Genomic DNA, 19,522 nt, shown 5'->3' on the forward strand with positions numbered 1-19,522 from the left:
GAGCCGTCATCCCCGCCGACGGCTCCGGCGGGCTCAACTCCCCGGCCGCGATCGCCCGCCGCGCCGAGGTCATCGCCGAGACCGGCGCCGTCGCGCAGGTCGAGGCCCTGATCCAGCAGCGGGTGGCGGAAGGCGTCGAGGCGCTGGCCGGCGCACCGATCCACGAGGACGCCCGTGCGGCGTTGACCAACCTGGCGGCTTCTGCGAGCCACCGCCGGGCATGATGGACTTTTGACCCCCCTGGAGCTGTTGACGTGCGAAAAGTGACGGGAACGACGGACCGGGTAGTCGTGGTGGGCGCGGGACTCGGCGGGCTCGCCTGCGCGCTGCACCTCGCAGCGGCCGGACGGCAGGTGACCGTCGTCGAGCGCGAAGCGGTGCCGGGCGGGAGGGCAGGCCGGCTCTCGGTCGACGGGTACGACTTCGACACCGGCCCGACCGTGCTGACGATGCCGGAGCTGATCGCCGAGCCGCTCGCCGCCGTCGGGGAGCGACTCTCCGACTGGCTCGAGCTGACCCCGCTGAGCCCGGCATACCGCGCGTTCTACCCGGACGGCTCCACCCTGGACGTCAAGACCGACACCGTCCAGATGGCCGCCGAGATCTCCCGGGTCTGCGGTCCCCGCGAGGCCGACGGCTATCTGCGCTTCGTCGACTTCGCCCGCGACCTGTGGCGCCTGGAGCGCAACAACTTCATCGACCGCAACCTGGACACCCCGCTCGACCTGATGAACATGAGCCTGCTCAAGCTGCTCGGCATGGGCGGCTTCCGGCGGCTCCAGCCGAAGATCAACCAGTACTTCCGCGACCCCCGGACCCAACGCATCTTCTCCTTCCAGGCCATGTATGCCGGTCTGGCCCCGCACGACGCGCTCGCCATCTACGCCGTCATCGCCTACCTCGACTCGGTCGCCGGGGTCTTCTTCCCGCGGGGCGGCATGCACGCGGTGCCCAAGGCGATGGCCGGCGCGGCCGAGAAGCACGGCGTCCAATTCCGGTACGAGACGACGGTCACGCGCGTCGAGACCGCCAACGGCCGGGCCACCGGGGTCATCACCGACAGCGGCGAACGCATCCCGGCCGACGTCGTGGTGCTCAACCCCGACCTGCCCGTGGCGTATCGCGATCTGCTGCCCGAGTCACGCCGCCCGCGCAAGCTGACGTATTCGCCGTCCTGTGTCGTGCTGCACATCGGGTCGAGCCAGAGCTACTCGAAGATCGCCCACCACAACATCCACTTCGGTACGGCCTGGAAGGGCACGTTCGACGAGGTCATCCACCAGGGCCTGCTGATGAGCGACCCGTCGCTGCTGGTCACCAACCCGAGTCACAGCGACCCGAGCGTGGCGCCACCCGGCCGGCAGACCTACTACGTGCTGGCCCCGACGCCGAACCTCGACGTCGCGCCACTGGACTGGAAGGGCGGCCTCGGCCAGCGCTACGCCGACGAGATCGCGGGCGTGCTGGAGCAGCGCGGCTACGTGGGCTTCCGCGACGGCATCGAGGTGGAACGCATCATCACCCCGGACGACTGGGCCGCCCAGGGCATGGCCGCTGGCACCCCGTTCGCGTCTTCACACACCTTCACGCAGACCGGCCCGTTCCGCCCGAGTAACCTCCACCCGACTCTGCCCAACGTCGTCTTCACCGGCTCCGGCACGCAACCGGGCGTGGGCGTACCAATGGTCTTGATCTCCGGCAAACTGGCCGCCTCCCGGATCACCGGAACGGCGGCGGACCTCGTGGGGAGGGCCCTGTGACCGCGTCCCGCGAGACGCACCTCGTCGAGCTCGTCGACACCGAGGGGGTGCCGGCCGGCGCCGCCACGGTGAGCGACGCGCACCGTGCCCCCGGCCGACTGCACCGAGCCTTCTCGGTGTTCCTGCGCGACCCGGAAGGCCGGGTGCTGCTGCAGCAGCGAGCTGCGGTGAAGACCCGCTTCCCGTTGCGCTGGGCCAACACTTGCTGCGGTCATCCCCTGCCCGGGGAGACACCCGCGACAGCCGCCGCCCGTCGGCTCGTCGAGGAGATCGGCGTTGAAGACGTGGCGCTGACCGAGGTCGGCGTGTACTCGTACTACGCCGAGGATCCGACCACCGGGCTGGTCGAATACGAGTACGACCACGTGCTGCTGGGCGATGTGCCCGCGGACGCCCGGCTGCTCGTCGACCCGGACGAGGTCGCGGGTGTGCGCTGGACGTCCGTCGAGGAGCTGAACGAAGGCCTGCGCGAGGATCTGCGGTCGTACGCGCCGTGGCTTCCGGGGGTCACCGAGCGACTTATCAGACACCTGGCCCTCGGGCCTCAGGCCGACCCTGCGGGCGTACCGCGGCCGGCCGACGATGCACCGGAGCGGTCGGGTGGCCGATGAGGCCCTGACGGCCGGGGCGGTTGCCCGCCGTCTGGGCGTCGCCGTGACCACCTTGCGCACTTGGCACCAGCGGTACGGGCTGGGGCCGAGTCACCATGTGCCGGGCCAGCACCGGCGCTACACCCCGGAAGACATGGACCGCCTGCAGGTGATGCGCAGGCTCACCGCCCAAGGAGTGGCGCCGGCGGAGGCGGCGGCGTGGGCTCGGCGCGTTCCGGTGCCCCTGGACGTTTCCGCGCCGGTCGGGCCGCACATTCGCCCGGAGGTCCGGGAGCATCAGCCTCGGGAGGGCCCTCTCGACGATTCATCGTCGGGCCGAAGCTCCGAGGCGTCCTCGCCACCGGAGCCGACAAGCCAGGACGCCGATCCTCGCTCGACGCGTCCAGAGGCGGCCCAGGGCAGCGACAGGCTTCCTGTTGAAGATCCGGGCGGGGCCCCTCAGGATCCGGCCGCCGAGAGCGTGCCGTCAGATGGGCGAGCCGTCGCCTCCGGAGACCTCTTTTCCTCCGAAGGCGAGCAATCCGAGTCACCGTGGCACGGCGCCGCCGTGGAGCGACCCGACCCACTCTCTGCCGCCCAGACAGCCCGAGATGCGGTTCAGCCGGTCCCCGAGGGCATGGCCGGTGCCGCTGAGAACGGTCCGACCCGATCAACGCGTCAGCGGCGCGACGGAGCACGCCCCGACGACTGGCCGCCGGATGCTGCTCAGCCGGTGCTGGATCAGCACTCCACGAGCGACGGATTCGACCTGGCTGGGGGAGCCTCGGACGAGGGCGACACCTTCTTCCGGGTCGGGGAGCACCCGCCGACCGTTGACGCGGTGTGGCCCGAGCAGCTCGGCCAGATGTTCGTCGCCCGGGACGGTGGAGGGCATGCCATCCGTACCGGAAGGGCCGGGCCCGTTGCTCGCGGGCTGGCCCGCGCCGCCATGCGTCTCGACGGTCCGGCCCTGCGCGACATCCTCGAGATGACCGTCACCGACCGTGGCGTCGTCGCGGCCTGGGAAGAAGTGATCATGCCGGTGCTGATCGGCGTCGGCGAGCGCTACGCGGCCACCAAGCGCTTCATCGAGGTCGAGCACATCCTGTCCCGGGTGGTCACCGAGGTGCTCGGTTCCGTCACGCGCCCGCCGAGCAGTCAGATTCCCCGGGTCCTGCTGGCTGCCGCCGACGAGGAACAGCACACGCTGCCCCTGGAGGCGCTCGCTGCCGCGCTGGCACAGGCGGGGGTGTCCAGCAGGCTGCTGGGCGCTCGTGTGCCCGCACAGGCCGTCGCGGACGCCGTCGCCAGGACCGGGCCGGCCGTGCTGGTGTTGTGGTCGCAACTGGCGGGCAGCGCCGACCCCGAGCAATGGCACCTGGTGTTGGCCGGCCGGCATCGGCCCCTGCTCGCCGCGGCGGCCGGACCGGGTTGGCTACCGGAGCAACTGCCCGCGGGAGTCACCCTTCTCGGCAATCTCACCGACGCAGTCCAGCTGGTGTCGGCAGTCGCCCTCCCCGCCAACCGGCCGCATTAGTGCAGGTCAGCGAGGCGTGCGCGGCGGGAGGGATACCGGTTTGGATGAGGGGCAGGGGATCACGTATGCTTTCCAAGCCTCAAGCGGGGCTCGGTTGGGGCCCACGCCGCCGGAGTTGGAATATGCAATGATGGCGGGGTTGCCCTCATCGTCTAGTGGCCCAGGACGCCGCCCTTTCAAGGCGGTAGCACGGGTTCGAATCCCGTTGGGGGTACGAACCGACCTCGGTCGGGGTAAGTGATAGAAAGTACGCAGCACGAGCAAGGTCCTGTGGAGCAGTTGGAGTGCTCGCCGCCCTGTCAAGGCGGAGGTCGCGGGTTCAAGTCCCGTCAGGACCGCAACAGCCGAGTCCGCGCGCACCACGGCGCGGCAGGGCCAGGTAGCTCAGTTGGTACGAGCGTCCGACTGAAAATCGGAAGGTCGGCGGTTCGACCCCGCCCCTGGCCACCAAGCCTCTCGCCGGGCTTTGAGCACCGCCCACCTGCGGAAACGCACGGTGGGCGTTTTGCTGTCCGGGCTGTGTCGCCCCGGCCGGGCAGCCTTCCGACCGGGGCGTTGCTCACGGATTACTCACACCGCGTTCCGGCGGGGTCGGTGGCGCGTCAGAAGCTCCACCGCTTTTTCGACCTGGGCGGAAGTCGTCGTCCGCATAGGCGGGCGTAGACCCGGCGCGTGACCTCTGGTGAGGAATGGCCGAGGATCAGTTGCACGATCTCGATCGGCACCTCGCCGGCCAGCATCAGGGAACACGCGCCGTGCCGGGTGTCGTGCAGCCGGACCATCGGTAGTCCGCACGCGGTCACGTGCTTCTCGACTCGACCGTGACCCGGTCGGGTCGCAGCGGGAGCCCGTCCGGGCGACAGAACACAAGGTCGTGCTCCTGGTAGTCGATGCCGAAGAACTCCCGTTCCTCTCGCTGAGTCTCGCGGTGCCTGGTCAGGGCGTCCTGGGCCGGCACAGCGAGCGGCACGCATCGGCGGCAACTTGGAAAGCGTATAGGCAATGAGTCGCCACCCGCTCGCAGCCACGGTGTCAAAATCGTTTCAGCCAGATGAAAGTTCGTGCTGGTCAGAGCCGTGACCGAGGTAACGAGAGTCCTCCCTCCGGGAGGCGGAAACGCCCATGGCCCCTTGCCCAGCCGGGTTACACGAACCCACCGGCATGTCACCCGGGCATGCTCACCGTGCCAGGGTGATGATCACCAGAGTGAGCCCGTACGCGGCGATGCCTACGTGCAGCCCGGTCCAGACGCTATGCAACCGGAGCCGATGCAGCCGTGGATACCTCTCGTAGTGCCGTTTGCGGAATTCCTCCAGGGTGGCACGGTCGGCGAGCGCACCCATGTCTGTCAGGACGCGGGTCAGGGCTCGTGCCTGCGTCAAGTGGTACTCGGCACGCTCGTGATACTTGGTGACGGCCACCGCCCCATACCCGCCGACCAGAGCGATCAGAACGGACAGGGGTAAGGTCTCGGCCGCGAACCGCTGCTGCACGATCAGGGCACTTAACGCCGCAGCGATCACCAACAGGTAGTTCGTGAGCAGTGCTCGCTGGGTTTCCGACTGCCGCAGCTGATCCCGATGTTCGCCCCAGTACGCCAGCACTGCGGTCTCGGATTGATTCACGTCGACTCCTCATTGGCTGCGCGGGGTGCCCAGTCCGACCGTCCCGGCTGATCTTTCGGACGTTGTACAGCCGCACCTCGGGTAGCCGGGTCGCCAAGGTCTCGCAGGATCACGGCGAGGTTGTTCAGGCGGGTGCCAACGGTGGGGTGGTCGGGGCCGTAAGCGGCCTCGGTGATGGCCAGAGCCCGTTCGACCAACCGGCGGGCATCCGCCAGCTCACCAAGATCTCGCAGGATTAGGGCAAGGTTGTTCAGGTCGGTGCCAACATCGGGGTGATCGAGGCCGTAAGCGGCCTCGTCGATGGCCAAAGCCCGTTCGGCCAACCGGCGGGCGTCCGCCAGCTCACCAAGATTTTGCAAGATCTGGGCGAGGTTGTTCAGGTCGGTGCCAACGTTGGGGTGGTCGGGGCCGTAGGCGGCCTCGTCGATGGCGAGGGCCCGTTCGGTCATGCTGCGGGCGTCCGCCAGCTCGCCGAGATCCGTCAGGATCGTGGCGAGGTTGCTCAGGACGGCGCCGACGGTGGGGTGGCCGGGGCCGTAAGCGGCCTCGGTGATGGCCAGAGCCCGTTCGACCAACCGGCGGGCGTCCGCCATCTCACCAAGGTCCTGCAGGATATGGGCGAGGTTACTCAGGGCGGCGCCGACATCGGGGTGATCGAGGCCGTAAGCGGCCTCGTCGATGGCCAGGGCCCGTTCGGCCAGCGGTCGGGCCTCGCCGGGGCGTCCATGGACTCGCAGAAAGGCAGCGGCACGATCCAGCAGCCACGAACATTCCTGTACTGCCTGCTCACGGCCTAGGCCTGGAAGCGACAGGTGACCGGTCTCGCCGATCTGATCTGTCGCCGCCAGCACATGCGGCAGCAGGACCTCCCACCGCGGCCAATCCTGCGGCGCACCCATGATCCTCGCCGGCGCCTCGCTGCGCAGCAGGCGCAACGCTGTGGCGTGGGGGTCGAAGTCGGGGATGGTCATCAGGCGGTCATGTTCTGGCCGGTGGTCGGCTGGGGGTGGCCTTCGGCCGGGTAGCGCAGCCGTAGGGCGCCCTGTACCAGCCGGTGCAACAGCAGGCCGTCGACGTCGCGTTTGGCCAGGGAGTAGTCCACGATGGTGGCCACGACGTCGGTGAAGGCCAGCGGGTCGGTGACCTTGGTGGCCAGTGGTTCGCTGAGTTGGTCCGGGTGGGCGGTGAACAGGTCCAGCGGGATCGGGACCGGTGCCAGATAGGCGCAGATGGCCAGCAGTTGCAGCGCCGCAGGCTCCTCTTGGCCGACGCGGTCGAAGCTCAACGTCCACAGCGTCGCGACGGTTTCTTCGCGGGACGCGACCCGGCCCCGGCCGTACAGTTCTTGGGCCCTGGTTCGCAACAGCTGCAGGTAATCGCTGGGCGGAAGCTGTGATCGGGTGATGTAGGCCGACGCCTGCTCCAAAGCCAGCGGCAGCCGGCCCAGCTCCTCGGCGACCTGCCCGGCCACCTCTTCGCCGATCTGCGGCACCCGGGCCCGCAGGATCTGTAGCGCCTCCGCCTTATCGACGACGTCCAGATCGTAGACTTCGCCCAGCACGGTGAATCCGTCCCGCCGGGTCGTCACCAGCACATGACCCGGCATCCCCGGCGCCCGCAGCGCAGGCGGCAGCCACCCGCGGATATCGTCGACCGTGTCCGCGTTGTCGAAGATCAGCAACCAGCCCGGCACCTCCCGCAACCGTTGATGGACCTCCAACCGCACCGTATCGGCGTCCTGGCCAGGTTCCAGCCCCATCGCGGCGGCAAGCCTGGCGAACTGATCGGCGATCAGCGCCGGCTCCTCAGCGGCGATCCACCACACCAGGTCGTAATTGGTGGCGCGCCGGTGGGCGTACTCGTTGGCCAGCTGCGTCTTACCGACTCCGCCCATACCGCGCACCGAGGTCACGGTCATCGTTCCCGCCGCGGCTAGTTCCTCTGCCAGCGCCCTCAGGGCGAAGCCGCGGCCGGTGAAGTTCGGGTTGCGGGCCGGGACGTTCCACGCCTTCGGTAACGCCCCCGGGAACCGGGCCTCGTGCGGAATGGCCCGCTGCGACGGCGGGAACAGCGGCCCCTCGCCGGGCTTGGCCCGCCCGGTGGCGGCCCGGGCCACCATGGCGCGCAGCCGGTCCCGTGCCTTGGCTTCCGTGACGCCGAACACGTCGATCCCGACCACCGGTCCGAGCAGACCGGGACGCTCACAGTCCTGCACCCGGACCGTCAGCAACTTCCGTTCGCCGCCCAACGGGTCGGATCCCCACACCGCCTGCCACTCGGCCTGCCCGTATACCGAGGACAGGTACGCCTGCGACAGCACCGCGATCATCCGCTCGGCGCGGGTCACACCGTTCTGCATGCCCTGCACCCAGCTGGTGCCCGGCACGAAATCCCACACCTGCACAAGCACCCGGTGGCCGCTCTCCTCCAGCTCCCACGCAATCCACTCAGCCCAGGAGCGGTCGGCTTGCGTGTACGAGACGAAGAAGTCCCAATCAGCCGATGCGCTCTCGATTGTCACCCTCACACAGTTCCACACTGGATATCGCCGTCTATACACCCAACGGGCTGAAGCTCATTCCCGCAGAGGGGCGCGTGACCGTTTCCGCTGAAGCGAGGCCAGGTTGCTCCGGGCAACACCAACGGCGGGGTGGTCAGGGCCGTAGGCCGCCTCGACGATGACCAGGGCCCGTTCGGCCAGCCGAAGGGCGTCCGCCAGCTCACCGAGATCCTGCAGGATCACAGCGAGGATGCCCAGGTCGGTGCCAACATCAGGGTGGTCGGGGCCGTAGGCGGCCTCGTCGATAGCCAGGGCCCGTTCGGTCAGCCGGCGGGCGTCCGGCAGCTCACCGAGATCCTGCAGGATCAAAGCGAGGTTGCTCAGTCGGGTGCCGACGGTGGGGTGGTCGGGGCCGTAGGCGGCCTCGACGATGACCAGGGCCCGTTCGGTCAGCCGGCGGGCGTCCGGCAGCTCACCGAGATCCTTCTGGATCAGGGCAAGGTTGTTCAGGTGGATGCCGACGGTGGGGTGGTCGGGGCCGTAGGCGGCCTCGGCGATGGCCAGGGCCCGTTCGATCATGCTGCGGGCGTCCGCCAACTCACCAAGATCTCGCAGGATCCCGGCGAGGTTGCTCAGATCGGTGCCAACATCGGGGTGGTCGGGGCCGTAGGCAGCCTCGTCGATGGCCAGGGCCCGTTCGTTCATGCTGCGGGCGTCCGCCAGCTCACCGAGATCCTGCATGATCAAGGCGAGGTTGCTCAGGGCGGTGCCGACATCGGGGTGGTCGGGGTTGTAGACAGCCTCGACGATGGCCAAGGCCCGTTCGGCCAACCGGCGGGCGTCCGCCAGCTCACCCAATTCCGCCAGGATCCCGGCGAGGTTGCTCAGGTCAGCGCCGACATCGGGGTGGTCGGGGCCTCGGGCGGCCTCGGCGATGGCCAAGGCCCGTTCGGCCAGCCGGCGGGCGTCCGCCAGCTGACCCAGATCCCGCAGGATATGGGCGAGGTTGCTCAGGGCGGTGCCGATGCTGGGGTGGTCGGGGCCGTAGACGGCCTCGGCGATGGCCAAGGCCCGTTCGGCCAGCGGTCGGGCCTCGCCGGGGCGTCCATGGACCCGCAGAAAGACAGCGGCATGATCCAGCAGCCACGAACAATCCCGTACCGCCTGCTCACCGCCCGGACCCGGCAACGACAGGTGATCGGGCCCGCCGGCCTTATCTGTCACCGCCAGCACATGCGGCAGCAGCACATCCCACCGCGGCCAATCCTCCGGCGCACCCATGATCGTTGCTGGGGCGTCATTGCGCAGCAGGCGCAACGCTGTGGCATGGGGATCGAAGTCACCTAGCTCCATCGTGGGCCTCACGATACGGGAGCGATTCACGCAGTGGCGCTGGTGGCCTTCTGCTCGAAGCTGCCCCGCCTGTCGTTTGACTGCGTCCGGCCGCTCGAGGAGTGACCTCGCCAGCCGCTCCACGATTGCGGTTGTGACCGCAGTACGCAAGCGTCTGTGCGCAGCCTGTGGATAACTACTTACGGCCCAGGTGTGTCGGTCTGGGCGGCATCGAGACGGCCTTCGGCGTACAGCCAGGCATAAGGAGTCGTCCTCTACCTTGCTCACCGGTTGCTCACGCACGCGTTGGCACCGAATAGATCTAGACGGCAACCAACGACAACAAACATGTGGTGTGAGCAGCAGCGGTGCAAGACCCTCAAGAAAGGTCAGCATCGGCTGACAAGCACACTCGCGGCCCGAAATCGGAAGGTCGGCGGTTCGACCCCGCCCCTGGCCACCAGACTTCTCGCCGGGCTTTGAGCACCGCCCACCTGCGGAAACGCACGGTGGGCGTTTTGCTGTCCCGAGACTTCCGAGTCGGCGAGCGCTACAGGTCGATGCGTAGTTCGACCGCCGCGGGGTCGTCGGCTTCACCGAAGCGCAGGACGGCGTGTGCGGGGCGGGCTGGGAAGGCGCGTAGCTGCGGTTCCATAACGGCGAAGAGCCGGTTCGCGTCGAGGCCGTAGGTGTAGAGCACGACTTTGCCGCCGCCGAATTCGTTGCCGTCGAGCTCGCCGGCGTCTGCTGCCTCGATGGCTTCAGCCAATCGCTTCTCGAGCGCATGGATCGCTTCGCGTTCGCTTTCCTCACCGAAGCGATCGCCGGATACGGCATAGGTGATCAGAACCGCATGCTCAGGCGAAGTCACGGGAGGCTCCTTCGTTGGTGAAGACGATCTCGCTGGGTCGAGGGGCTTGATCGTGAGGGTCTCGCCAGCGTTGGACCATTCCGGCCGCGTGGGCGCATGACCAACGACTGAGGAAGGCGCAGCCCACAGTGGACCGTGCCTACGCAAGGCGCCACGCTAACGCGGTCTAACGGACGGATTGTCGGGCTTGGTCCGGCTGCGGCCCGCGGCCATCGGACGGCCGGGCACCTGGTTGCGTCGGCAGCTCCGCACCCGTTCTGGTCGCGGAGACCACGCCACTGCTCATGAGCGGCGAATATCCGGTTCAAGCCGTGGTGCTCATCGCGAAGCTCCAGGAACTCGTCAAGCAGGTCGAACAACGTCCCACCGCGCGAGCGTCGAGATCAGCGTCCACGTCGCGGAAGTTCTGGGGCCGACGGGTTGGGTCAGATGCGCAACGAGGATCCACCAGATATGGCTGTCGAGGCAGCCGGCCTGAGTCACCAGCCACGGTTGGAAACCGGACGGACGACGGGGCAGCGCAGCCATCCCCACTCTCTTTAAGATCCGTGCGCCCACCCCTCACAAAGGATGTTGCATGAACCTGGCTCCCGCCGGGCGGCACCTGGCCCGCCTAGCCCTGACGGCAACCGCCACCGCCGCCGTCACCCTCTCCCTCGGCACCGCCCCTTCCCTGGCCGCGGCCGAGGAGCCCAGAGTCTGGGCCTTCATCGAGGACATGACCGTCGCCCCCGCCGGCGCCCCGGCCAAGGACTTCCGTCTCGAGGTGATCACCAGCGAGGCCGTCAACCCGCGCCTCGTGATCGACGTGAGCGACCTGACCGGCCTGGTCTCCTTTGCCTGGCCGGCCGGCTGCACTACCCAGGGCGCAGTCGCCACCTGTCCCGCCCCGCCCGGTTCCGTCGACAACAACGCGCCGCTGTTCATCCCGGTCACCGCGGTTGCCGGCGCCCCGGCCGGTGGGCACGGGACGATCCGGGTTCGGGGCGACGCCGACAACCCCGGCGACGGCAGCGACCTCATGGACTCCGACGCGGTCATCACCGTCTCCGGGGACGGGCCCGATCTGGCCGGGCTCGCCCAGGGGCTGATCCCGGACGCCAAGGTCGGCGACCGGATCTATGCGCCCATGGCCGTGACCAACTTCGGCAACCGGGCCGTCAAGGGCATCCGGGTCACCGTCGAGTTCAGCAAGCCCCTCACCCCCACCCCGTACGCGAATTGCCGCTACGGCCACCGCACCACCTTCCCCGAGCGCGGCACCGTCGCTGTTTGTGATTTCGCGCAGCGGGTCGACCCGGGGGCCGTGTTCAAGCTCAGCCGCGGCTTCGGCGCCCTCGTCACCGACGCTGCCGTTGATCACGAGGTGGTCGAGTACACGATCGCGCCGCTGGCCGGGGCCGGTCTGCCGGACGGTGTGGTTCTTGCCGGGCGCGGCGGGTCGCGGCTGCCGCTGGTCACCGTCACCTCGGCGCCGAAGCGGGCCAAGGTCAGCCGGGCCGCCGATGTTGATCACGCCAATGACTACCGGTACTGGGGTTTCGACGTCAACAACCTGTCGGACGTCGCGGCCGTCGGCGCCTCCGCTTCCGGCTCGGTCGGCGAGACCGTGCGGGTCGAGGTCGGCTCGCGCAACGTCGGCGGTGCCATCGACTTCACCCGCACCGGCAGCAGCGCCGGGCGGTTCCGGTTCCAGCTTCCCGGGGGTACGGAGGCCACCGACGTTCCCGCCGACTGCCGGCTCGACGACGAGACTCAGGCCGTGACGTACGTGTGCCAGCTGCCGTCGCTGTACTTCGATCGCGGCGCCACGTTCCTGCGTACCTTCGGTCTGGTCATCACCGGTCCTTCGTACGACGCCGGGGCGGTGTTCGCCGACCTGGACGGGGCGATCGACGAGGACTACACCAATGACCGGGCCGAGGTGAACGTCGCCGTTCTGGGCTGAGGCCGCCATTCCACCGACGCGCGGGCCGGCCGGGCGCTGACCCGGCCGGCCGCCGCGAGTCTCTCGTCAGGGCTGCAGCGAGACGGATGCCCGCAGGCTGCCGTCCATCTCGAACGGGACCGACTCGTGCTCGTGCACGACCAGCCAGCTCCCGTCGATCTTCCGCAGGCCCAGGGTCACCCGGAACCACAGACTGAAGCTCTCCGGCTGCCCGAGCGGCGTCGCGGTCAGCCGGTTCAGGCTGGTGCAGAAGGCCACCGAGCCGTCCACCGTCACCGCCAGGTCGTGGACCTCCATGCTCATCGGGCCCTCGAAGGTCGCCAGCCACTTCTCCACCGGCGCCACGTCGTCACCGGCCGACGGCTGGCGCAGCGGCGGGGCCAGGTTGTACTCGATCATGTCCGGCGCGTTGTGCGCCACCATCGCCTTCGCGTCCTTGGCGGCCACCGCTGCCGCCCGCTCCAGCACCACCCGGCGAATCTCGGTCGTGTCCATCGTTCACGCCTTTCGAGGAACTCGTTGAGAAGAGCCTTACGCCGGGAGGTAGAAGCGGCTCCGCCGGTTTCGACGTCCCCGGTGAAAGAATTTCCGGGACGTGTGGAGGCTCCGATGAAGTACCTGATCCTGATCCAGTCCAACGAGCGTTCGCTGGCCGTCTGGGAGACGCTCAGCGACGAGCAGCGCATGGAGTTCGGTCGCGGGCACCTGCAGCTCACCGAGGAGATGACCAAGGCCGGCGTCTGCGTCGCCTCGGAGGGCCTCGCCGACCCCTCGCTGGCCCGCTGGGTCTCGGTGCGCGACGGCCGCACCGTCGCCTCGGACGGACCGTTTGCCGAGGTCAAGGAGCACCTGGCCGGGTTCTATCTGATCGACGTCGAGGATCTCGACGAGGCGATCAGCTGGGCGGCCAAGGTGCCCGACGCCGCGTTCACCCAGGTCGAGGTGCGACCGGTGCTCGACATGAGCGGCTGGGAGTTCTGAACCCGCCGGCCGCCCTCGAGGACCTGCTGCGCGAGAGTGCGCCGCAGGTCCTCGGCGCGGTCGTGCGGCGTTTCGGCGACTTCGACACCTGCGAGGACGCGGTGCAGGAGGCGCTGCTGGCCGCGGCTCAGCAGTGGCCCGTCGAGGGGCTGCCGGCCAACCCGCGGGGGTGGTTGATCACCGTCGCCTCGCGGCGCCGGATCGAGCTGCTGCGCAACGAGACTGCCCGGCGCCGGCGCGAGGAGGCCATCCGGTATGAGCCGGAGCACGCGCCCGCCTCCGCGGTTGACGACTCCCTCACCCTGCTGCTGCTCTGCGCCCATCCCGCCCTCAGCACCGGGTCGCAGGTGGCGCTGACCCTGCGCGCGGTCGGTGGCCTCAGCACCGCCGAGATCGCCCGGGGGCTGCTCGTGCCCGAGGCCACCGTCGGGCAGCGGATCAGCCGGGCGAAGCAGAAGATCCGCGACTCCGGGGCCACGTTCAGCCTGCCGCCGCCGGGTGAGCGCGAAGCGCGGCTGACCGCCGTACGCCAGGTGTTGTATTTGATCTTCAATGAGGGTTACACCGCGAGTTCCGGGGCGCGGCTGCACCGCACCGAGCTCAGCGCCGAGGCCATCCGGCTCACCCGGCTGCTGCGGGCGCAGCTGCCCGACGACGGCGAGGTGGCCGGGCTGCTCGCGTTGATGCTGCTCACGGACGCGCGGCGGCCGGCCCGCACGCTGCCCGACGGATCCCTCGTGCCGCTGGCCGAGCAGGACCGCTCGCGGTGGGACGCGGCGGCGATCGCCGAGGGCGTCGCGCTGATCACCGCGACGCTGGCGAGTGCACCGATCGGTCCCTATCAACTGCAGGCCGCGATCGCGGCGGTGCACGACGAGGCGGCGCGGCCCGAGGACACCGACTGGCCGCAGATCCTCGAGCTGTACGGGATGCTGCACGCCCTCGCCCCCGGCCCGATGGTGCAGCTCAACCGGATCGTCGCCCTGGCCGAGGTGCACGGGCCGGTGCTGGCGCTGGCCCGGCTCGACGTCGCCGAGGACGATCCGGCGCTGCGCGGGCATCACCGGCTGGCGGCCGTCCGCGCCCACCTGCTGGAGAAGTGCGGTGACCTGACCGCCGCGCATGCCGCCTACCTGGAGGCGGCCCGGCTGACGCTGAGCGCACCTGAGCAGCGGTATCTCCTGGCCCGGGCAGCCGCGTTAGGGTCAGCGGGTGACCATCGATCTTCGTGAGCTCACCGCCGAGGACCTCGAGCTGGTGGAGTTCGCCCGCGGCATCGTCGACGCCAACACCGACGGCGAGGACGGCGTGCACACCATGGGCGCGGCGGTCCGCGGCGTGGACGGCCGGATGTACGGCGGCATCAACCTGTACCACTTCACCGGCGGGCCGTGCGCGGAGCTCGTGGCGCTGGGGCACGCCCGGGCGTCCGGGGCGCGCGAGCTGGCCACGATCGTGGCGGTGGGCAACTTCGGCCGTGGACCGGTGGGCCCGTGCGGCCGCGACCGGCAGATCCTCTTCGACTACCACCCGCGGATCCGGGTGATCCTGCCGACCGGCGAGGGCATCCGCAGCGTCCGGATCCGCGACCTGATGCCGCTCGGCGCCGTCTGGACCGTCGAGGAGGGCACCCAGCCGTACGACCCGGGCGTGTTCGCCGACTGAATTCGCCCGCCTGCACCTTGATCACAACCCACGGCTACCAGCCGGGTCTCGAATGGCCCCGCCGGCACCCGATCTGTCGGGAGTCTTTGCTGGCGGAACGGGGGAGCTGGTCGTGGGATCTGCGGGGCGTAACACGGGCGCGCGGCGTCTGGGCATCAAGGTCATGACCGGGTTCCTGGCGGCCGGGCTGGTCGCGGGTCTCGGCACTCCGGGAGCCGCGCGGGCCCAGATCGCCGCCCGGGTCGCCGCAGATGCCCCCGCCGAGGCCCGCATCGCCGGCTCCGGCGCGATGCGCGTGCTACCGCTGGGCGACTCGATCACGCTCGGCACCGGATCGCCGACCCGCAGCTCGTACCGGATGGGCCTGGCCCAGCGGCTGCTCCGCGGCGGCATGCAGATCAACTACGTCGGTTCGCAGAGCAACGGCTCCGGCGGCGACAACCAGCACGAGGGCCACGGCGGCTGGGACATCGACGAGATGGCCGCCGAGGTCGACGGCTGGCTGGCCGACACCCAGCCGGACATCGTCCTGCTGCACGCCGGCACCAACAACATCACCAAGGGCGACGGACCGTACGAGACGAACCGCAAGCTGTCCGGGCTGATCGACCAGATCCGGGCCGCGCGGCCGGAGGCGTACATCTTCGTCGCGCAGATCATCGGCTCGCGGGTGCCGTGGGAGCTCGCCGACGACCGGGTCTACAACCGGCTCATCCCGGGCATGGTCGCCGCCAAGCAGGATCCGCTGATCACGGTGGTCGACCAGTCCACGGTCGGCGGCATCGACCTGCACGACCTGCACCACCCGAACGACTTCGGCTACTCGAAGATGGCCTGGAACTTCTACCGGGCGATGGCCAGGGTGTTCCGGACCTCGGGCGACACCGGCAAGAACCCGTACGCGCTGCAGTCGACGTACCGCTGCCTGGCCGCCCAGGTCGTGCAGGACGGGGAGGTGCGGCACCGCACCGAGTGCCGGACGTGGAAGTTGCGGACCGTCACGGCGGAGATCAACGGCGCGACCCGCCGGGTACGCACGTGGCAGACGCTGCGCACGGTCAAGCAGGCCTACCGGGTCCGGGTCGCCGGCAAGGTGCGCACCCGTACGCGGCTGGTCAGCAAGTGGACCGGCCCGGGCAACCTGTCGACCCTCTAACCGTTGAAGAGGGCCAGCACGCCGGAGACGTCGAGGACGCGGTGCACCAGGCCGTGCGCGTTGACGATGCGCAGCGGCACGCCCGCCTCGCGACCGGCGTTGAGGCCCTCGATCAGCGCGCCCATCGCCTCGCTGTCCAGGAACACCGCCGCGTCGAAGTCGACGACGACCTCGGCGGGAGCTGACCGCACGGCATCGAGAAGGGCGGTGCGCATCTCGTCGCGGGCGTTGATGTCGAAGTCGCCGGCCAGCCGGACGACGGCGGCCTCGCGGACGATCTGGTAACTCGGCTGGGTCACGGACACCTCTGACGGTCTACGAATCCCGTGATCATAAGTCAGCTCGGAACGGGGAACTCCGCCCACACATGCTTGGTGTGATCCTCGATGTACCAGCCGAGGTCCAGGGCGAACTTCTTGGCCAGGTACAGGCCCAGCCCGCCGGCCCCGGGCGGCCGGTCGTCGGCGTACACCGGCACCGTGTCGGGGCTGTGGTCGGCGACGTCCAGCACGAAGACCAGGTCGTGCCGGCCGAGCCGCACGATGGTCGGCGGCAGACCGTGCCGCAGGGCGTTGGTGGCCAGCTCGGTGGCGACGAGCACGACCTTCTCCGGGATCTCGTCCAGCTCGGCGCCCGCGGGCATCGGCTGGCCGGTGATCGCCTCGTGCAGGGAAGCTCGCAGGCTGCGCAGCTGCACCGGGCTGTCCAGCACCCACTTGTGCAGCTCGGTCATGGCGGGCGGCGACTGTGCGCTCAAGAAGGGCATGAGTGAATGTTTCCCAGCCCGGGCCACGATCATGTGCGTTTTCCCCCACAGCGGGCGGGCCTCGCCCGAGCGGCATCAGCCAGTTTGACCTTTCTTGCAGTCTGCGTGGGGGCCTAGCGCTGCGGGCGTGCGTTCCGTACAGCTAACCGGGAACAAAGTTCACGGGAGGAACGACGTGCCGAAGTTCAAGAGCGCGGAGGAACGGGCAGCCTGGACGATGGCGGAGGCGCTGAGCGAGAAGGGCTTCTCCTGCATGCGTGAGGCGGAGGAGGCCGCGGAGAATTTCCGGTCGGGCAAGATGCAGATGCGGCGCAACTTCAAAGCCCGCGGCCTGTCCGAGGTCGACGCCGACATCCGCTGGTCGGGCATGACCGCGGCGAAGAAGGCCCTGGGCGACAACGCCTGGTACATGTCCCAGGCCACGATGTACAACGAGGCTGCCGCCGCCCAGTACGCGAAGGCGCTCTACCTCAAGCACGACGACGGCTGAGGCGCCGCGAGCTCAGGTCGGCAAGCCGGTGCCACCCAGGTCGGCGGTGCGGCCCGCGGCGTATCCCTGCCGGCGGCCGGAGCCGGCCAGCCGGCGGGGGCCGAGCCGGATCAGATTCGGGTACGTCTCGTCGCGCCGCCGGTCGACCAGCTCGGTCCGGTCCACCAGCACCAGCTCGGCACCGGGCGCTTCCGCGGCGGCCGCGCGTTCCGCCTCGGTCAGCCGGGCCCGGATCGCCTCGGTGAAGCCCACCAGCCACGACCGCCGGAACGCAGCCGGATGGTCGAAGCTCGGGACCTCGGTTACGGCCAGGCCGTGCGCCGCCTGCACCAGCAGGGAGGTGAAGAGCAGCTCGACGCGTTCCAGGTCGGCGGCGTGCCCGAAGAGGTGGATCCGGGACGTGCTGCGCCGCTCCAGGTAGACGACCCGGCAGCGCAGTGCCACGGCGACCGCGCCGAGCAGGCCGGCCTTGTCGCGGGCGTACGGCGCCAGCACCGTCACCACTCTGTCCCCCACCGGGTCCAGGGCGGGATCGGTGCCGGCGAGCAGGGCCTGGTCGACGCCGTACTTGGCGATGAGCTCGGCCGCCTTGGCGGTGAACGCCTCGGCCTCGGCCGGCGTGCACGCGGGATCCTCGGCCTTGGCGAGCAGCTTACGAACCCGGGCGAGCAGCGGACTGTCGCTCATGCAGGGCCGGTCTTCGGCATGCGCTCCTGGCCCTCGCTGCGCTCGGTGCAGTCGCTCATGCCGCCCGGTGGCGCAGGGTGGCCACGGTCGAGCCGGCCAGGGCGAGCAGGCAGTCCGGGAGCTGACCGTCGGCGATGGCCGCGCCGAACAGGGCCTCGCCGGTGGAGATGTCGCCGTTCACGTACGCGCTGACGAAGCGGGCGACCCAGCGCTTGTCGTACCGCGCGTCGTCGATCCCGGGGAAGTCGAGCGTCCAGGCGCCTCTGGGCACGTTCTGTCCGACCATGGTCGCAGCGAGACACCACGCCACGTCGTACGCCCCCACGACGCCCGACCGGTCGACCACCGCGTCGAAGGTGCCCACCACAGCGTCGCTGTCGCCACTGAGCGCGCAGTGCAACACCTGCGTCGCGTCGTCCAGGGCGTGCTGTGGTATGTCCGTCACGTGGGAAAAGGTACGCGGATGCGTCAAGAATTGCCGCTCAGGCAGCGATCCTGCTGGGGTTTTCCGCCCCCGGTGGGGATCAGGCGCCGCGCAGCAGGCAGGTGAGACGCGCGGTGCAGACCCGGTCGCCGTCGCCGTCGGTGATGACGATCTCGTAGGTCACCGCCGTCCGGCCGCGGTGCACCGGCGTGGCCACCCCGGTGATGGTCCCGGAGCGCACACCCTTGTGGTGGGTGGCGTTGATGTCGACGCCCACCGCGAACGGCCGGTCGACCGTCGCGCCGTGCAGCACCGCCCCGACCGAGCCGAGCGTCTCCGCCAGCACGCAGGACGCCCCGCCGTGCAGCAGCCCGTACGGCTGGGTGTTGCCCTCGACCGGCATCGTGGCGACCACTCGCTCGGGGGTCGCCTCGGTGATCTGGATGCCCATGCGCTCGCCCAGGGCACCCCCGCCCCCGCTGCCGAAGAGCTGCTGCATGCCGTCCGCCGCTGTAGTCACGCCCGGCTACGTTACCGGTGAGTTCCGGCGGAGCCAGCGACATCGGTCACACCGTTGGCGACCGATCCCTATCTTCGAGGTCGGTTCGGGTCGCGAGGGGGCGACCCGAGCCCTACGTTGGTCAGATCCGCTGCGACGCATCACCTGAGGAGACACCATGAGCGAGCCCAAGGAGATCGTCGAGACCCGCGGCGACGACCGCGTCGACCTGCTGGCGACGGACACCAACGGCGACGGCAAGCCGGACGTGTGGGTGGCCGACACCGACGGCGACGGCAAGGCCGACCTGTTCCAGTTCGACACCGACGGCGACGGCAAGGTCGACATCACGATGGCCGACCTCGACCAGGACGGCACCCCGGACACGATCGTCGACGGCGACGGCGGTCACCCGCCGACCGCCTGATCACCTGACGCCCTGGGCCGTCAGCCGCCGCCGAGTGTGCTGATGGCGGCCCAGAGCACGGCGATGGCGAGGGCCGTGGTGAAGACCGCCGAGGCGGTACGCCGCCACGGCCCCTTGCCCTCGGGCGCGATCGCCTCCGGGTGACCGAGGGCGGTGAGGGTCCGGCGCTGCCGGCGCACCTCGTGCTGCCACCGGCTCAGGTCGGTGGTGCCGCGGCTCAGCTCGACGGCCAGCCGGGCCTGCGCGCGTTGCAACCGCCGTACC

23 protein-coding genes, 3 tRNA genes and 3 pseudogenes are annotated in these 19,522 nt (G+C 69.8%); 15 read left to right on the top strand and 14 right to left on the bottom strand.

Annotated features, from left to right (window positions below; translation table 11 throughout):
- The 8 genes and pseudogenes from AB0C29_RS05800 to AB0C29_RS05835 all read left to right on the top strand — a co-directional run.
- A pseudogene (locus AB0C29_RS05800) lies at nt 1-224 on the top strand (polyprenyl synthetase family protein); the annotation flags it as partial.
- Nucleotides 225-254: 30 nt separating this feature from the next.
- Nucleotides 255-1,760, top strand: a complete 1,506-nt coding sequence (crtI, locus tag AB0C29_RS05805) for a phytoene desaturase family protein (RefSeq protein WP_360815709.1) — start codon at nt 255-257, stop codon at nt 1,758-1,760.
- Entirely contained in the window at nt 1,757-2,371 is a 615-nt protein-coding gene (gene idi / locus AB0C29_RS05810) for an isopentenyl-diphosphate Delta-isomerase (protein ID WP_360815712.1), read from the top strand. Before crtI ends, idi begins: the two co-directional genes overlap by 4 nt.
- A pseudogene (locus AB0C29_RS05815) lies at nt 2,361-2,588 on the top strand (MerR family transcriptional regulator); the annotation flags it as partial. The gene idi and the pseudogene AB0C29_RS05815, both read left to right, overlap by 11 nt.
- Nucleotides 2,589-3,887: a B12-binding domain-containing protein gene (locus AB0C29_RS05820; protein WP_360815762.1), complete on the top strand. Its 1,299-nt coding sequence runs from the start codon at nt 2,589-2,591 to the stop codon at nt 3,885-3,887.
- A gap of 141 nt (nt 3,888-4,028) precedes the next feature.
- Nucleotides 4,029-4,101: transfer RNA gene (locus AB0C29_RS05825), tRNA-Glu, on the top strand.
- Between the two features lie 50 nt (nt 4,102-4,151).
- A tRNA-Asp gene (locus AB0C29_RS05830) sits at nt 4,152-4,225 on the top strand.
- Nucleotides 4,226-4,260: 35 nt separating this feature from the next.
- Nucleotides 4,261-4,337: transfer RNA gene (locus AB0C29_RS05835), tRNA-Phe, on the top strand.
- A gap of 152 nt (nt 4,338-4,489) precedes the next feature.
- Here AB0C29_RS05835 and AB0C29_RS05840 read toward each other — a convergent pair.
- From AB0C29_RS05840 to AB0C29_RS05870, 7 genes are all read right to left on the bottom strand, one after another.
- A complete protein-coding gene (locus AB0C29_RS05840; RefSeq protein WP_360815715.1) occupies nt 4,490-4,669 on the bottom strand; it encodes a tyrosine-type recombinase/integrase in 180 nt (59 codons plus the stop codon).
- Nucleotides 4,670-4,686: 17 nt separating this feature from the next.
- A complete protein-coding gene (locus AB0C29_RS05845) occupies nt 4,687-4,857 on the bottom strand; it encodes a hypothetical protein (protein WP_360815718.1) in 171 nt (56 codons plus the stop codon).
- A gap of 208 nt (nt 4,858-5,065) precedes the next feature.
- The gene (locus AB0C29_RS05850) at nt 5,066-5,512 is read right to left on the bottom strand and encodes a hypothetical protein (protein WP_360815721.1); all 447 of its coding nucleotides are present in this window, start codon (nt 5,510-5,512) and stop codon (nt 5,066-5,068) included.
- Nucleotides 5,509-6,483 carry a tetratricopeptide repeat protein gene (locus AB0C29_RS05855; RefSeq protein ID WP_360815724.1) on the bottom strand — a complete coding sequence of 325 codons (975 nt, stop codon included), beginning with the start codon at nt 6,481-6,483 and terminating at the stop codon, nt 5,509-5,511. Before AB0C29_RS05855 ends, AB0C29_RS05850 begins: the two co-directional genes overlap by 4 nt.
- Nucleotides 6,483-8,033 carry an FxSxx-COOH system tetratricopeptide repeat protein gene (fxsT, locus tag AB0C29_RS05860; protein ID WP_360815727.1) on the bottom strand — a complete coding sequence of 517 codons (1,551 nt, stop codon included), beginning with the start codon at nt 8,031-8,033 and terminating at the stop codon, nt 6,483-6,485. The genes AB0C29_RS05855 and fxsT overlap by 1 nt, the downstream gene beginning before the upstream one ends.
- 54 nt (nt 8,034-8,087) lie before the next feature.
- Nucleotides 8,088-9,488, bottom strand: a complete 1,401-nt coding sequence (locus AB0C29_RS05865) for a tetratricopeptide repeat protein (RefSeq protein WP_360815730.1) — start codon at nt 9,486-9,488, stop codon at nt 8,088-8,090.
- 406 nt (nt 9,489-9,894) lie between these two features.
- Complete coding sequence (locus tag AB0C29_RS05870) at nt 9,895-10,215, bottom strand: hypothetical protein (protein ID WP_360815733.1); 321 nt, start codon at nt 10,213-10,215, stop codon at nt 9,895-9,897.
- Between the two features lie 577 nt (nt 10,216-10,792).
- Between AB0C29_RS05870 and AB0C29_RS05875 the strand changes: the two genes are divergently transcribed.
- The gene (locus AB0C29_RS05875) at nt 10,793-12,163 is read left to right on the top strand and encodes a hypothetical protein (protein WP_360815736.1); all 1,371 of its coding nucleotides are present in this window, start codon (nt 10,793-10,795) and stop codon (nt 12,161-12,163) included.
- A 66-nt stretch (nt 12,164-12,229) separates the two neighbouring features.
- Here the strand turns inward: AB0C29_RS05875 and AB0C29_RS05880 are convergent, their stop codons facing one another.
- Entirely contained in the window at nt 12,230-12,658 is a 429-nt protein-coding gene (locus AB0C29_RS05880; RefSeq protein WP_360815739.1) for a nuclear transport factor 2 family protein, read from the bottom strand.
- 114 nt (nt 12,659-12,772) lie between these two features.
- Here AB0C29_RS05880 and AB0C29_RS05885 point away from each other — a divergent pair, with 114 nt between their 5' ends.
- From AB0C29_RS05885 to AB0C29_RS05900, 4 genes are all read left to right on the top strand, one after another.
- Entirely contained in the window at nt 12,773-13,144 is a 372-nt protein-coding gene (locus tag AB0C29_RS05885; protein WP_360815742.1) for a YciI family protein, read from the top strand.
- Nucleotides 13,141-14,376, top strand: a complete 1,236-nt coding sequence (locus tag AB0C29_RS05890) for a sigma-70 family RNA polymerase sigma factor (RefSeq protein WP_360815765.1) — start codon at nt 13,141-13,143, stop codon at nt 14,374-14,376. Before AB0C29_RS05885 ends, AB0C29_RS05890 begins: the two co-directional genes overlap by 4 nt.
- Nucleotides 14,357-14,809 carry a cytidine deaminase gene (locus AB0C29_RS05895; RefSeq protein ID WP_360815745.1) on the top strand — a complete coding sequence of 151 codons (453 nt, stop codon included), beginning with the start codon at nt 14,357-14,359 and terminating at the stop codon, nt 14,807-14,809. Before AB0C29_RS05890 ends, AB0C29_RS05895 begins: the two co-directional genes overlap by 20 nt.
- A 163-nt stretch (nt 14,810-14,972) precedes the next feature.
- A complete protein-coding gene (locus AB0C29_RS05900) occupies nt 14,973-15,965 on the top strand; it encodes an SGNH/GDSL hydrolase family protein (protein WP_360815748.1) in 993 nt (330 codons plus the stop codon).
- On the opposite strand, the gene AB0C29_RS05905 is transcribed toward AB0C29_RS05900, so the two are convergent.
- Nucleotides 15,962-16,264, bottom strand: a complete 303-nt coding sequence (locus tag AB0C29_RS05905; RefSeq protein ID WP_360815751.1) for an STAS domain-containing protein — start codon at nt 16,262-16,264, stop codon at nt 15,962-15,964. The genes AB0C29_RS05900 and AB0C29_RS05905 overlap by 4 nt on opposite strands.
- A gap of 38 nt (nt 16,265-16,302) precedes the next feature.
- Nucleotides 16,303-16,731, bottom strand: coding sequence for an ATP-binding protein (locus tag AB0C29_RS05910; protein WP_360815753.1), 429 nt, complete (start codon nt 16,729-16,731; stop codon nt 16,303-16,305).
- Nucleotides 16,732-16,906: 175 nt separating this feature from the next.
- Here AB0C29_RS05910 and AB0C29_RS05915 point away from each other — a divergent pair, with 175 nt between their 5' ends.
- Nucleotides 16,907-17,221: a hypothetical protein gene (locus tag AB0C29_RS05915; RefSeq protein ID WP_360815756.1), complete on the top strand. Its 315-nt coding sequence runs from the start codon at nt 16,907-16,909 to the stop codon at nt 17,219-17,221.
- 12 nt (nt 17,222-17,233) lie between these two features.
- Here the strand turns inward: AB0C29_RS05915 and AB0C29_RS05920 are convergent, their stop codons facing one another.
- The 3 genes from AB0C29_RS05920 to AB0C29_RS05930 form a co-directional block, all read right to left on the bottom strand.
- Nucleotides 17,234-17,908, bottom strand: coding sequence for a DUF2786 domain-containing protein (locus AB0C29_RS05920; RefSeq protein ID WP_360815759.1), 675 nt, complete (start codon nt 17,906-17,908; stop codon nt 17,234-17,236).
- A gap of 55 nt (nt 17,909-17,963) precedes the next feature.
- Complete coding sequence (locus AB0C29_RS05925) at nt 17,964-18,353, bottom strand: hypothetical protein (RefSeq protein ID WP_360546980.1); 390 nt, start codon at nt 18,351-18,353, stop codon at nt 17,964-17,966.
- Nucleotides 18,354-18,432: 79 nt separating this feature from the next.
- Nucleotides 18,433-18,831 carry a hotdog fold thioesterase gene (locus AB0C29_RS05930; protein ID WP_360547146.1) on the bottom strand — a complete coding sequence of 133 codons (399 nt, stop codon included), beginning with the start codon at nt 18,829-18,831 and terminating at the stop codon, nt 18,433-18,435.
- A gap of 178 nt (nt 18,832-19,009) precedes the next feature.
- Between AB0C29_RS05930 and AB0C29_RS05935 the strand changes: the two genes are divergently transcribed.
- Complete coding sequence (locus tag AB0C29_RS05935; protein WP_360546977.1) at nt 19,010-19,258, top strand: hypothetical protein; 249 nt, start codon at nt 19,010-19,012, stop codon at nt 19,256-19,258.
- 20 nt (nt 19,259-19,278) lie between these two features.
- Here AB0C29_RS05935 and AB0C29_RS05940 read toward each other — a convergent pair.
- Nucleotides 19,279-19,522, bottom strand: a pseudogene (locus AB0C29_RS05940) (protease PrsW); the annotation flags it as partial.

The organism is Actinoplanes sp. NPDC048791, assembly GCF_040650095.1.
Lineage (GTDB): Bacteria > Actinomycetota > Actinomycetes > Mycobacteriales > Micromonosporaceae > Actinoplanes.